The following is a 12,439-nucleotide window of genomic DNA, read 5'->3' on the forward strand; positions in this document are numbered from 1 at the left end:
GAGCCAGTCGGCGTAGACGGGCAGGACCCGCACCACCGGTGTCTGCTGCAACATGAACTCGCTGACCATTACCGCCCAGGGGGTTCGCCCGGGACCACGCCACGGGAGGTCCCGGGCCTGGACGTCGAACCAGCCAATGATGCGTCGATGCAGCTGGGCGGTGGGAACCGGGATCATTGGCACTCCTGATAGTTGACCATCAATACTGTACTGACCGGCGTGGTGTGACGCGCATCCGAGGATTGGGTCCCTAGCCTTAACCCATGGATTCACACGGGGGGCCGTCGCGAGGCGGGCCGCAGGACAGGTCAGCGCGGCCGTCCAACGCGCCCCGGGTCAGCCCGAAGGTGTATCGCCGACGCAGGATTGTGGTGCTGGTCCTGGGCCTCATCCTGGCCGGCGTACTGGTATGGGGCGGAATCGCCCTAGCTGGCCTCATCGGCAACGGTGCGAACACCGACGACGCCGTGAGCGCACCCACCGGATCGGCCCAACCAGCCCCCTCAACCTCCCCGTCCGAACCAACGGCAGAAGTCAGCGAGCCCGCAGCACCGACCGAATCCGCAGCACCGACCGTGTCCCCTTCGCCATCGGAACCCGAGTGTGGTCCGGAGCTGGTGGAAGTCAGCGCATCGACCGATGCGGACGCCTACGCCCCCGAAGAGAATCCAGTGCTCACGCTGACGGTAACCAACACTGGTGATATCCCCTGCCCGGTCAATGTGGGAACCTCACAGATGGAATTCCTGGTCACCAGCGGTGAGGATCGCATCTTCTCCTCTGCCGACTGCCAGGAAGGCGCCGAGGACCTCAACCGGGACATCCCGCCGGGCGGGTCGGAGGAAGCGAACTTCACGTGGGAACGAAACCGTAGCGCACCGGGTTGCCAGGCGGTCGAGGCGAACCCTACCCCCGGTTTTTACAACCTGACGGTGACGCTCGGCGAACGGACAAGCGAAGAAGCAACTTTCGAGCTGCAATAGCAGCTACATGAAACGGTCGAGCAGGCTCGTTTCAGCGATCCTTGACAGTCCCTCACGCACGGTCCGGGCACGTTGCTCACCGATCCCATCCACAGCCATCAGGTCATCAATGTTCGCTGCCATCAGGTTTTGCAGGCCCTCGAAGTGGTCGACCAGCCGGTTCGCCACTGCAGGCGGCACAGCCTTGATGCCGGACACCAGCCTGAAACCCTTGGGTTGCACCACTGCGTCCAGAGAGTCAACCGAGGGATTGAAGCCCACCACGCTGGCGATGGTGCCGAGGTCGATGAGGTCGGTGGAGCTGAAGGCCTGCAGCTTCGCAAGTTGCTCTTCGACCACCAGGTTGGCGTCTCCAAGGTCCAGGTAATCCCGGAGCACCATTTCGCTGCCCGGGCCCAGCCCGGTGGTCAGTTCTTCCACCTGCAGTGAGAGGAGCCGGCCATCGACGCCGAGCTCGAGCACGTACTGCGAAATTTCCTCGGAGATGCGTCGGACCATCTCCTGGCGTTGCAGGGTCACCGCAACATCCCGGACCGTGACCATCGCCTCGATTTCCAGGGCGGACAGCGAGCCGGTCACCTGGTCCAGTCGTGCCCGATAGCGTTCGAGGGTGGCGAGGGCCTGGTTGGCTCTTGCCAGGACCGGCTCGGAGCCTTCCAGCACATGCCGCAGTCCGTTGATGTAGAGGGCGATGATGTGCATCGACTGGCTGACTGAGATGACCGGGAGCCCGGTCTGGATGGCTACCCGCTCTGCTGTCCGGTGCCGTGTCCCGGACTCCTGGGTATAGATGGTGTGGTCAGGTACCAGCTGCACGCCCGCCCGGAGGATATTGCTTGCATCCTTATCGCAAACGATGGCGCCGTCCATTTTGGCAAGTTCCCGGAGTCGGGTGGGGGAGAAGGTGATACCGATATCGAACCCGCCGGAACAGATCGAATCCACGGTGCGGTCAAAGCCGAGGACGATCAAGGCTCCGGTACGCCCGCGAAGGATGCGTTCGAGACCATCCCGCAACTGGGTGCCCGGCGCAACGCGCGCCAAAGTGGCCTTCAACGCGTCCTCTGGGCTGCGAACCATTGCCACTTCCTTTCGGCTACCGGCGTTGCCAACCGGTTCCCGGATGTGCAAGGCCCTGCCGCGCAGGCACCAACGCAGCCGTTCCAATCCTAGTGGGCGCGCCGCCTAAACCCGGATACCAGCTACGGGCGCAAATGTATAACGGTTATCCGCCGGTCCAGCCGGAAGTCTAAAAGAGTAGCTCCAGGGCTTCGGTCAGGGTCGATACCTCGTGCACCTTGAACCCCGCTGGAACCTTGCCTGGCCCATTGGGTGAAGCCGGCACCACAGCGTGGGTGAAGCCGAGCCGTTCGGCCTCCTGCACCCGCTGGGCGATGCCAGGAACGGGCCTGACCTCACCGGCAAGGCCCACCTCGCCGAAGGCGATGAGCCGGGCTGCGAGCGGCTGGTTGGTTTTCGCCGAGGCGATGGCCAGCGCCACTGCCAGATCGGTGGCCGGCTCACTGAGCTTCACCCCGCCGACTGTTGCAACGTAGCTGTCGTCCTTATGCAGGCTCAACGAAGCGCGCTGCTGGAGAACAGCCAGCAGCATGGCCACCCGTGAACTGTCGAGCCCGCTGGTTGCCCGCCGGGGTTGCGAGTTCGACGACTCCGCGAGGAGAGCTTGCACCTCGGCCAGCAGCGGCCTGCGCCCCTCCAGAGTTACGGTGATGCAGGTGCCGGACACGGGGTCTTTGGTACGCGACACGAACAGGCCGCTCGGATCGGCGAGGCCCTCCACGCCAGTCTCGGTCAGGTCGAAGCAGCCCACCTCGTCCGTGGGCCCATACCGGTTCTTGATGGCCCGCATCAGGCGAAGCCGTGAGTGACGATCCCCTTCAAACTGGCACACCACATCCACCAGGTGCTCCAGCAGGCGGGGGCCGGCGATGGACCCGTCCTTGGTGACATGCCCCACCAGGATGGTGGTCATGCCTCGGGTCTTCGCGGCGGCGATCAGCGAGGCGGCAACCTCCCGCACCTGCGTGACCCCGCCGGCGGTCCCGTCGACGGCGGCGCTACTCAGGGTTTGAACCGAGTCCACGATCAGCAGCGACGGCGACAACCGTTCCACCTGCCCGAGGGCCTGCCCCAGATCGGATTCGGCGGTGAGGTAGAGGGTGTCGGCGAGGGCGCCGATCCGCTCTGCCCGTAGCTTCACCTGGGCTGACGATTCCTCCCCGGTGATATACAGCACATCCTTGCCGAGTCGCGCCACCCGGGCCGCGACGTCGAGTACCAGGGTGGACTTGCCCACGCCGGGTTCCCCCGCGAGGAGGATCACCGCGCCCGGTACCAGGCCGCCACCGAGAACCCGGTCCAGCTCACCAATCTGCGTCGGCTGGTAGGACGCGGCACTGGCGTCGATCTCCGAGATCCGCAGGGCTGGAGTGGCGACGGTGACAGCCGCCGTCGTTCTCGCCACCACCTGGCCGGTCTCCTCGACCGTCCCCCAGGCCTGACATTCACCGCAGCGGCCCACCCATTTCGCGGTAGTCCAACCGCATTCTCCACACCGGTAGGCGGGTGCGGAGGTGCGTGCCGGGCGTGCTGTCTTTGTAGCCATGCCCTCTAACGTACCGGCGGGTAGGGACGTGCAGCGGCAAAGACACTACTGCGGGAGCCAGCTTTGACCAGGCTCACAATTTCGGCAGGTACCCGGCAGCCTCATCGTGGGGGAGACCCGTTGCCTCCAGAAGGTCAACTATCAGAGGGCGGTACAGCAGCACCAGCCCTTCTCCCTCCAACCGTTGGATCCGCAGGAGACGGGGGTGGAGCATGGTGGCCACTGCCGCAAGGTCTTCCCGTGCCTGGCGGAGCGTCAGCCCCCGTTCGGGGGCGCTGGCCGCCGAGAGGGCCCGGCCAAGCATATCGACGGCATCGGCGGTGTCCTCAATGACCTGGGAGAGTTCCTGCACTGCCTCGTCGGTGAGCGCAGCGTGGTTGATGACCGAGGTCAGCCGTCGGGTGAATACCCGGGCGTTACGGACGGCAAGGTCTATCGAATCGATTGATCCTCCGAGCTCGGCAAGTTCCTGCCGATGGCGCCGGTAGGCGGGGGAGAGGCGTGCCACTTCCCTGGCCGCCCCCATGCTGCCGGAGAGACCCTCCATCAGGGGCTGGCAGCTGCGTGCCCTGATCAGGGCGTGCCAGGCCAGGGTCGGGTCGCTGCGGGTCAGCGCGGTCGACGATTCGCGAAGCACAGTAGAGAGTTCGCCCAGTAACTCCCGCATGTTCGTTTTGGGCTCTTTCCGTGGGTCCTTTGGCGCGAGGATCACAATCACCAGGGCGAACAGACCGCCGACGATGGCGTCGACACTGCGGGTGAATGGGCCGCCGTCGGGGGCTGGGAGTAGTACCACCAGCAAGGACTGCAGGCCCAGCTGCGTGGTGAAGATGGTACCGCTGTCCAGGAATCGTGCCAGGAGGATCGACACGAACAGCACCACCGCTGCCTGCCAGATCCCGGTGCCAAACAGGGCCAGGAGGACGTCTCCCAGCGCAATGCCGAGAGTGCAGCCCACCCCAACTTCCAACACCCGGCGAAGCCGNNNCGCGGGTCGCGGGTGAAACCGAGCGCAATCATCGAGGAGGTGGCGGCGAATAGCGGTCCGCTGTGACCAAGGACCCGTTCCGCGAAGACATAAGCGCCCACCGCACAGACGGTCATCTGGATGGCGGGGATTACCGAGTTGGAACTCCGCCGGAAACCTACCCGCGTCCGGTTGCGAACAAAGGAGCGGGCTCGCGAGAAGTTTGATGGCCGCGACATGAAACCCAGCCTAGCCCCGGTTTCCCGGGTTGGGGGCCGCAACCGCGCCAGGAGATCCGCACAGCAACCGGAGCGGTTTGGCAAGGCTAATGAACGGGCCGATCGCAACTGTACGTTTCACGTTCACCCTCCGTTCACTTTGATCCGTCAGTCTCTTTACCTGTGGCGCCTAGCTTATTCAAGGTACGCATACTGAAAAGTTCAGATTCTCGTTTTTCATAGGTGCCCACAGCACCAATTTTCGACTCCCTGGAAGGGGCAACATCAAGTGAAGGTTCTTCGCTTTGGCCGCGCAGCGGCAGTAATCTCTGTCGCCGCGCTCGCATTGACCGCCTGCGGCACCGACAGCGCAACCGACGAGCCGGCAGCAACCACCGGGGACAACGGCTCCGCGGAAAGCACGGTAACTGGCACGCTGACGGGCTCTGGCGCTTCCTCCCAGGGTGCGGCAATGACCGCCTGGCAGTCCGGCTTCCAAGAAGCCAACCCTGACGCAACCGTTCAGTACTCACCTGACGGATCCGGTGCTGGTCGCGAAGCGTTCACCGCTGGCGGAGTCCAGTTCGCTGGATCGGATGCCTACCTCGACGAGGAAGAGCACGCTACGGCAGTTGAGGTCTGCGGGCCCGAGGGTGCGTTCAACATCCCCGCCTACATCGCACCAATCGCTGTGGCATTCAATCTGCCAGGTGTCGACGAATTGAACATGGACGCCGACACGATTGCAGCCGTCTTCCGTGGCGATATCGCTAACTGGAACGACGAGGCAATCGCCGCCCAGAACGAGGGAGTGGAACTTCCCGATCTGGCCATCACTGTTGTGCACCGTAGCGACGAGTCGGGCACCACCGAAAACTTCGTCGACTACCTTGCAGCGGCCGCCCCAGAGGTGTGGACCGACGAGGTATCGGGTGACTGGCCCGCCGAAATCGTCGCCGAGAACGCACAGGGCACTAACGGTGTCGTTTCGACCACCTCAGGCACGGAAGGCGCCATCACCTACACCGACGCTTCGGCTGTCGGGGACCTAGGACAGGTCCTGGTGCAGGTCGGCGAAGAGTACGTGGCGCTGACCCCAGAGGCCGCTTCACGCGCCGTTGAGGTTGCCGAGCCAGCCGAGGTGGAAGGCGCACCCGAGGTTGATATGTCCTTCAACCTCACCCGGGACACCACCGAGTCCGGTGCATACCCGATCGTGCTGATCTCCTACCACGTCTACTGCGCCACCTACCCCGATCAGGAAACAGTCGACCTGGTCCAGGCCTTCGGCTCCTACGTGATCAGCGAAGAGGGCCAGGCCGACTCGGCCGACTCGGCCGGCAACGCCCCGATCTCGGACGGGCTGCGCGAGCAGGCCCAGGCCGCAATCGATTCGATTGCAGTTGCCTCCTAAGAGGCGTCGATTGCCCCGTCCGGTCCTCACAGACCGGGCGGGGTTGTCCTTTGCGCCCAGCCATTAGGCTGGTATGCAGCTACCACCTCCACCGCTGACAACGCCCGCTCTCGGCAACCCAGCAGGAACAACCAAGTACCAGCACCGAAGGGTTCACTAGTGTCCACGAAGACTGTGTCTCCGAACACGCTGCGCAGACAAGGCGACAGCGGTCAATCGGGGGACAAGATATTCTCAACAGCCAGCCTGCTGGCTGGCTGCCTCATTTTGGCAGTGTTGTTCTGTGTTGCGGTTTTCCTGCTGGTCCAGGCCTTCCCAACGTTCGTCGCCGATCCCGCGGAAATCTCCGGTGGCAGCGGATTCTTTTCCTACATCTGGCCGATCGTTATCGGTACGGTCATTGCTGCGACTATCGCCCTGGTCCTCGCCACCCCGGTGGGTATCGGCGTCGCTCTTTTCATCTCGCACTACGCACCCCGGCGGCTTGCCCAGGGGTTTGGGTATCTGATCGACCTGCTGGCCGCCATCCCGTCGGTGGTCTACGGCGCCTGGGGCTATGCGGTGCTGGCCCCACAGCTGGCATTGGCCTACGAGTGGCTGGCAAACAACCTCGGCTGGATTCCCATCTTCGAGGGCCCCGCCAGTAACACCGGGAGAACCATCCTCACCGCAAGCATCGTGCTGGCCGTGATGGTGCTGCCCATCATCACTTCCCTCAGCCGCGAAATCTTCCTCCAGACCCCCAAACTCCACGAAGAGGCATCGCTGGCCCTCGGCGCCACCCGGTGGGAAATGATCAAAATGTCGGTGTTGCCATTTGCCCGGCCGGGGATCATCAGCGCCGCAATGCTCGGCCTGGGTCGCGCGCTCGGCGAAACGATGGCAGTGGCCCTGGTTCTCTCAGGTGGTGCACTGAACGCCAGCCTGATTCAGACGGGCAACCAGACCATCGCCGCTGAAATCGCCCTCAACTTCCCCGAGGCGTTCGGACTTCGCCTGAGTGAGCTCATCGCGGCGGGCCTCGTGCTCTTCGTGATCACCCTCGCCGTCAACGTCGTCGCCCGGTGGATCATCAGCCGCCACAAGGAATTCTCAGGTGCCAACTAATGAGTAATGCAACCATGACCCGGCGACCGTCCCAATTCACCAAGAACAAGCTTCCCAAATGGTCCATCTGGGCCGTTCTGGTGGGCGCACTGATCCTCGGCGCAGCAGTCTCGTCCCTGTTCGGTTTCAGCCCGGTTTCGATGGCCGTTTTCGCTGCGATCTTCTTCGTGGTCGGTGGTACCGCGACCGCGGGTGCAGTAGAGGGCAGCCGTAAAGCAAAGGACCGGTTCGCTACCTATCTGGTCTACGGCGCTTTCATCATCGCCGTACTGCCGCTGCTGTCAGTGATCTGGACCGTGCTGGAACGCGGCATGCCAGGGATGACCAGCGACTTCCTGTTCCGGTCGATGAATGGGCTGACCGGTGCCATCGATAACCAGACAGTGGCTGAAGGCACGCCGGTCCTGGGCGGGGCCTACCATGCGATCCTCGGAACCCTGCAGATTACCCTGTGGGCGACGATCATTTCGGTGCCGGTTGGTCTGCTGGCGGCCATCTACCTGGTGGAATACTCTACGGGTGGCCCGCTCAGCCGGGCGATCACCTTCTTCGTCGATGTCATGACCGGAATCCCCTCCATCGTCGCTGGCCTCTTCGCCGCAGCATTGTTCGGGCTGATCTTCGGGCCAGGCACCCGGACCGGATTCGTGGCAGCCGCGGCGTTGTCGGTGCTGATGATCCCGGTGGTGGTCCGTTCCACCGAGGAGATGCTGAAGATTGTCCCGAACGAGCTCCGCGAAGCCGCCTTCGCGCTGGGCGTGCGGAAGTGGCGGACCATCACCAAGGTGGTCATCCCGACAGCAATCTCGGGCATCGCTTCCGGAGTCACTCTCGCCATCGCTCGGGTGATTGGCGAAACCGCGCCGATCCTGGTGACGGCCGGGTTTGCCCGTGGCATCAACCTCGACGTCTTCAGCGGATGGATGAGCACTCTTCCCACCTACATTTACTACCAGATTATTACCCCGACCTCCCCGACCAGCACCGACCCGAGCACCCAGCGAGCCTGGGCCGCAGCCCTGATTCTGATCATCCTCGTGATGCTCCTGAACCTCGCTGCCCGCCTCATCGCCCGGATGTTCGCCCCTAAAACCAGCCGCTAACCTGCGCTGTACAACCCATAAGGATTTAGATGTCAAAGCGTATCGACGTCAAGGATTTGAATGTCTACTACGGCAAGTTTCTTGCCGTGGAAGACGTCAACGTAACCATCGAGGCCCGCTCCGTCACCGCCTTCATCGGACCGTCCGGCTGCGGCAAGTCGACCTTTCTTCGCACCCTGAACCGGATGCATGAGGTAATTCCCGGCGGGCGCGTCGAGGGCGAGGTCCTGCTCGACGGCGACGACCTGTACGACGACGCGGTTGATCCCGTGCACGTGCGAAGCCAGATCGGTATGGTCTTCCAGCGGCCCAACCCGTTTCCCACCATGTCCATCCGTGACAACGTGCTCGCTGGTGTGAAGCTCAACAGCAAGCGCATCAGCAAATCCGACGCCGACGCGCTCGTGGAGAAGTCCCTGCGGGGCGCCAACCTTTGGAACGAAGTCAAGGACCGTCTGGCCCGCCCCGGCTCCGGCCTTTCCGGTGGCCAGCAGCAGCGCCTGTGCATCGCCCGGGCCATCGCGGTCTCTCCCGAGGTCATCCTCATGGACGAACCGTGTTCAGCCCTGGACCCGATTTCCACGCTTGCCATTGAGGACCTGATCAACGAGCTGAAGAACGATTACACGGTGGCGATTGTTACCCACAACATGCAGCAGGCCGCACGGGTGTCCGACAAGACCGCGTTCTTCAACATCGCAGCGACCGGCAAACCGGGGAAACTGATCGAGTTCGGCGACACCTCCGACATCTTCAACAGGCCCAAAGAGAAGTCCACCGAAGACTACGTGTCAGGCCGTTTCGGGTAGCCAAACCGGGGGGCCGCTTCTGCTTGTCCAGCGGGTGGCACGCCACCGACGGGCTAGAGTAGCGGGCTCATCGCCAGGAAAAGGATCGCGCTGATGAGTGCGGTGACTACCGCCGTCGAGAACCACACGATCAGCACCTTCACCACTTCACGGCCGCGCACGGTCGGGAACCGCTGGTTGGCGCCGGCTCCAAGAATGGCCGAGGTCATGGTGTGGGTGCTTGAAAGCGGCATCGACAGCGAGATGGAGCCGACGAAGAGCATTGCCGAGCTGACGCCCTGGGCAGTCATCCCCCGCAACGGGTCCACGTGGACCAGCCGGTGCGCCAGGGTGTGGGTGATACGCCAGCCACCGAACAGCGACCCGGTTGCCAGCAGCACTGCCGCAAAGATTTGCACCCAGAGGGGCACCTCGGCGCCGGTTGCGATACCGCTTGCCACCAGGGCGAGGACCACCACCACCATCGTCCGTTGACCGTCCTGCAGGCCATGGCCCAGCGCAAACACCCCGGCAAGCACCGATTGCGCCATCCGGCTACCGGAATTCACCTTCCGCGGCGGACTGTAACGGAGCAGCCAGATGGCCGGGAACACTGCCAGATAGGCGAGCAGGTACGCCACCAACGGCGAGAGCAGCAAGGGGAGGGCAATCTGCAGCAGAAAAACCTGCTCGGAGTCGGCGATCGATTCGCCACCAATCAGGGCCGACGCCCCGCCGGACCCGATCATGCCGCCAATGAGGGCGTGGGTGGACGACGACGGCTTGCCCCGGTACCAAGTGAACAACCCCCAGCACAGCGCACCGAGAAGGCCTGCGATCAGGATGCCGAGGCCAACCCGTCCGGACGGAACCCGCAGGGCGTCGCCGGCGAACAGGAGGGCGACGCCGGTGCCAAGGAGCGCGCCAATGAGGTTGAAGACCGCTACCAGAAGCACGGCGATACTGGGGGTCAGCGCCCGGGTGCGCACGGCGGTGGCCACCGAATTGGAGACGTCGTGGAACCCGTTGAGAAACGCGAAACCTCCAGCGAGCACGATGACCATGCCCAGGAGGAACTGTTCCACCTATGATTCCTTGACGAGGATGCTGCCCACGTGGGTGGCAACCTTTCGGATGTCTTTGGTGACATCGACCAGCTGGTTTGCCACATCCCGGTGTCTGGCGTAAACCAGGGTCTTGTGGTCGTTGAGGAGTTCGGAACACCAGATCCGGTGGGTGCGCTCGGCGCGTTTGGCTAGCCGGAGGATCTCGATCCAATACTCCTCGAGATCATCCATCGAATTCAGTCGTTTCATCGCCTCAGCGGTGAGTTCCGCCTGCCGGGTGATCACCTCGAGCTGTTCAGTGGCCCGGCGGCTTAGCTTACTGAGTTGGTAGAGGGAGATGAGCTCGGCAGCGCCGTCGAGCTTCTCGATTGCCTCGTTCAGCATCCTGGACAGGGCATAGAGGTCCTCACGCGGCAGCGGGTTGACGAAGCTGCTGCGCATCGACGTGAGCAACGCGTAATGGAGATCGGTTGAGTTCGCCTCGTGCTGGTGCAGTTCCTCAGTCAGGCTGTCGTAGTCACGCTTGTCCGCCCCGAGAATTCCCGACATGGTGCGCACCCCGAGCACCAGTTGCTGGGCCATGTCCGAGAGTAAGACAAGGCCAGCATCCTCCTGTGGAAAGAGGCGAAGCTTCACGTGGACTACCTAACCTGCCGGGGCATCGAGTTGATCAGTTGCTGCCTAAGAATAACTGACAGGCCCGGGGTGGCTCATTTCGACTAGTTGTCACCGCCCTGGCGCCCGGCCGCGTCGCCGTTGCCACTCAGATGTCGTTCAGTAGGCACAAAAATGGTGTCGAACCGGGAGCGCCTCTCGGCGGAAGGCCGCTCGAAGCGGCTAAATGTTGAAGCCCGGGGGTTCCACGGTCCGACACCACTTTCAGTGTTCTCCTCCGGTGCGCTCATGTCAATATTGACCGGCACCCCAGTGCTGACTAGTCCAGTTCGCCCCGGCGCCAGGAGGCAGCAGCATACTCAAGGTCTTCGGCGGTTTTGATCAGCTGGTGCGAGTTGCGGGTCAGCTTGGCCGCGTGCACCCCGTTGGCTGGTTCGGCGTCGTCGGCATGATGGGTCTGGCCCAGGGCGATCACCCGGCAAAATGCTGCGAAACGTTCGAGTGCGACGTCGAACTCGCCTTCGAAGGCACCCGAGAGAATAGTGTCGGCCATGGACCGGACCTCCTCTGCACCCGGCGGCTCGGCAACGCCGGCCACTACCTTGGAGACCTGTGCGACATCCTTACCTGACTCAAAGTAGGCGGCGATACGTTCGGGATTTTGCTGGGTAGCCGCCCGAAGGGCGTAGAGCCGCCACAGCGCGCCGGGAAGGGATCGTGCGGGACTTTCCGCCCACATTTCCGCGATTGCCTCAAGGCCCTGCTGGTCGGCCAACTCAACAAGACGCTGGGTGATATCCGGATCGTCAGCGAGCCGGCCATGGTGAACCAACGCGTGTGCCGAGAGGTGGGCGGCCTCCGACACCCGTGAGGGATCGGCACCGCCCGCGAAAACTTCAAAGTCCAGTGGCGCGAAGGGCTTGGGCTTGTGATGCCGTGGACTCTGGTTCTCGTAGTTGCCGCTCATGAATTGAGGATACTCCTGCCATTTCCCTCCATGCCAGAGTCACTGGACCGGAGCCCGCCGGCTAGTTCGCCAGGCAGGTGCGATTGGGATGGGGAAGGCCTCGACTTTGCTTGCCATCATTGTTCCAATGAGTGGTAAGAGCACGCGCAGATCCGATCTCAGCTGGCCTACGTCGAGCAGGAGACACCCATCGTCCCCGGTACCATTCGGGACAACCTGCCCCTCACACACCCTGATGCCACCGATGACGAGACCTGGGATGCTCTGCGCGCGGTGAGGCGGGCGGATCAGGGCCAGCGGAACCCACAGTGAGTTGCTCGATCGTGACGACCTGTACCGTCAGCTGGTCGAGGCTCTCCGGATAATTGAACCCGCGGTCAGCTGACCCCACCGGCCCGGCAAATGGCCGCGTTCGGCACACGGCGGCAGGATGCGATAATGTAGGCAGGTCATTTCGACCACTTCGGTGGTCAGGAATGATGCGGGCCTTTAGCTCAGATGGTAGAGCATCGGACTTTTAATCCGTGGGTCGAGGGTTCGAGCCCCTCAGGGCCCACATCAGTGGGATACCCGAACAAGGAATC

At 63.2% G+C, this 12,439-nt stretch carries 10 protein-coding genes, 1 tRNA gene and 2 pseudogenes (1 of these 13 cut by a window edge); 6 read left to right on the forward strand and 7 right to left on the reverse strand.

Features of this window, described 5'->3' with window-relative positions; all coding sequences use genetic code 11:
* A pseudogene (locus tag K728_RS19590) lies at positions 1–177 on the reverse strand (A/G-specific adenine glycosylase) (it extends 745 nt beyond the left edge of the window).
* 86 nt (positions 178–263) lie between these two features.
* Between K728_RS19590 and K728_RS0114815 the strand changes: the two are divergent.
* A complete protein-coding gene (locus K728_RS0114815) occupies positions 264–983 on the forward strand; it encodes a hypothetical protein (protein WP_024477167.1) in 720 nt (239 codons plus the stop codon).
* A 3-nt stretch (positions 984–986) separates the two neighbouring features.
* Here K728_RS0114815 and disA read toward each other — a convergent pair whose 3' ends face one another.
* The 3 genes and pseudogenes from disA to K728_RS19595 all read right to left on the reverse strand — a co-directional run bounded on the left by disA (position 987) and on the right by K728_RS19595 (position 4,815).
* Entirely contained in the window at positions 987–2,063 is a 1,077-nt protein-coding gene (disA, locus tag K728_RS0114820) for a DNA integrity scanning diadenylate cyclase DisA (RefSeq protein ID WP_019483969.1), read from the reverse strand.
* A gap of 169 nt (positions 2,064–2,232) precedes the next feature.
* A complete protein-coding gene (gene radA, locus K728_RS0114825; protein ID WP_024477168.1) occupies positions 2,233–3,609 on the reverse strand; it encodes a DNA repair protein RadA in 1,377 nt (458 codons plus the stop codon).
* 73 nt (positions 3,610–3,682) lie between these two features.
* Positions 3,683–4,815 (reverse strand): annotated as a pseudogene (locus K728_RS19595) (FUSC family protein).
* 268 nt (positions 4,816–5,083) lie between these two features.
* Here K728_RS19595 and pstS point away from each other — a divergent pair.
* The 4 genes from pstS to pstB all read left to right on the forward strand — a co-directional run bounded on the left by pstS (position 5,084) and on the right by pstB (position 9,227).
* Entirely contained in the window at positions 5,084–6,208 is a 1,125-nt protein-coding gene (gene pstS / locus K728_RS0114835; RefSeq protein WP_024477169.1) for a phosphate ABC transporter substrate-binding protein PstS, read from the forward strand.
* 159 nt (positions 6,209–6,367) lie between these two features.
* The gene (pstC, locus tag K728_RS0114840) at positions 6,368–7,315 is read left to right on the forward strand and encodes a phosphate ABC transporter permease subunit PstC (RefSeq protein WP_019483965.1); all 948 of its coding nucleotides are present in this window, start codon (positions 6,368–6,370) and stop codon (positions 7,313–7,315) included.
* Positions 7,315–8,418 (forward strand): phosphate ABC transporter permease PstA, encoded by a 1,104-nt coding sequence (gene pstA, locus K728_RS0114845; protein ID WP_019483964.1) that lies wholly within the window; start codon positions 7,315–7,317, stop codon positions 8,416–8,418. The genes pstC and pstA overlap by 1 nt, the downstream gene beginning before the upstream one ends.
* Before the next feature lie 29 nt (positions 8,419–8,447).
* Entirely contained in the window at positions 8,448–9,227 is a 780-nt protein-coding gene (gene pstB / locus K728_RS0114850) for a phosphate ABC transporter ATP-binding protein PstB (RefSeq protein ID WP_019483963.1), read from the forward strand.
* A 53-nt stretch (positions 9,228–9,280) separates the two neighbouring features.
* Here the strand turns inward: pstB and K728_RS0114855 are convergent, their stop codons facing one another.
* From K728_RS0114855 to K728_RS0114865, 3 genes are all read right to left on the reverse strand, one after another.
* Positions 9,281–10,291, reverse strand: coding sequence for an inorganic phosphate transporter (locus K728_RS0114855; protein WP_024477171.1), 1,011 nt, complete (start codon positions 10,289–10,291; stop codon positions 9,281–9,283).
* On the reverse strand, positions 10,292–10,909 hold the full coding sequence (locus K728_RS0114860) for a DUF47 domain-containing protein (protein WP_024477172.1): 618 nt from the start codon (positions 10,907–10,909) through the stop codon (positions 10,292–10,294).
* A 298-nt stretch (positions 10,910–11,207) separates the two neighbouring features.
* A complete protein-coding gene (locus K728_RS0114865) occupies positions 11,208–11,855 on the reverse strand; it encodes a hypothetical protein (protein WP_024477173.1) in 648 nt (215 codons plus the stop codon).
* A gap of 483 nt (positions 11,856–12,338) precedes the next feature.
* Here K728_RS0114865 and K728_RS0114870 point away from each other — a divergent pair.
* Positions 12,339–12,411, forward strand: a tRNA-Lys gene (locus K728_RS0114870).
* The last annotated feature ends 28 nt before the right edge of the window (positions 12,412–12,439 follow it).

The sequence above is a fragment of the Arthrobacter sp. CAL618 genome (genome assembly GCF_000468215.1).
Taxonomy (GTDB): Bacteria; Actinomycetota; Actinomycetes; order Actinomycetales; family Micrococcaceae; genus Arthrobacter_D.

Coding starts and splice junctions, on each gene's coding strand:
- K728_RS0114815 (WP_024477167.1), top strand. CDS start 264: ATGGATTCACACGGGGGGCCGTCGCGAGGCGGGCCGCAGGACAGGTCA.
- disA (WP_019483969.1), bottom strand. CDS start 2,063: ATGGTTCGCAGCCCAGAGGACGCGTTGAAGGCCACTTTGGCGCGCGTT.
- radA (WP_024477168.1), bottom strand. CDS start 3,609: ATGGCTACAAAGACAGCACGCCCGGCACGCACCTCCGCACCCGCCTAC.
- pstA (WP_019483964.1), top strand. CDS start 7,315: ATGAGTAATGCAACCATGACCCGGCGACCGTCCCAATTCACCAAGAAC.
- pstB (WP_019483963.1), top strand. CDS start 8,448: ATGTCAAAGCGTATCGACGTCAAGGATTTGAATGTCTACTACGGCAAG.
- K728_RS0114865 (WP_024477173.1), bottom strand. CDS start 11,855: ATGAGCGGCAACTACGAGAACCAGAGTCCACGGCATCACAAGCCCAAG.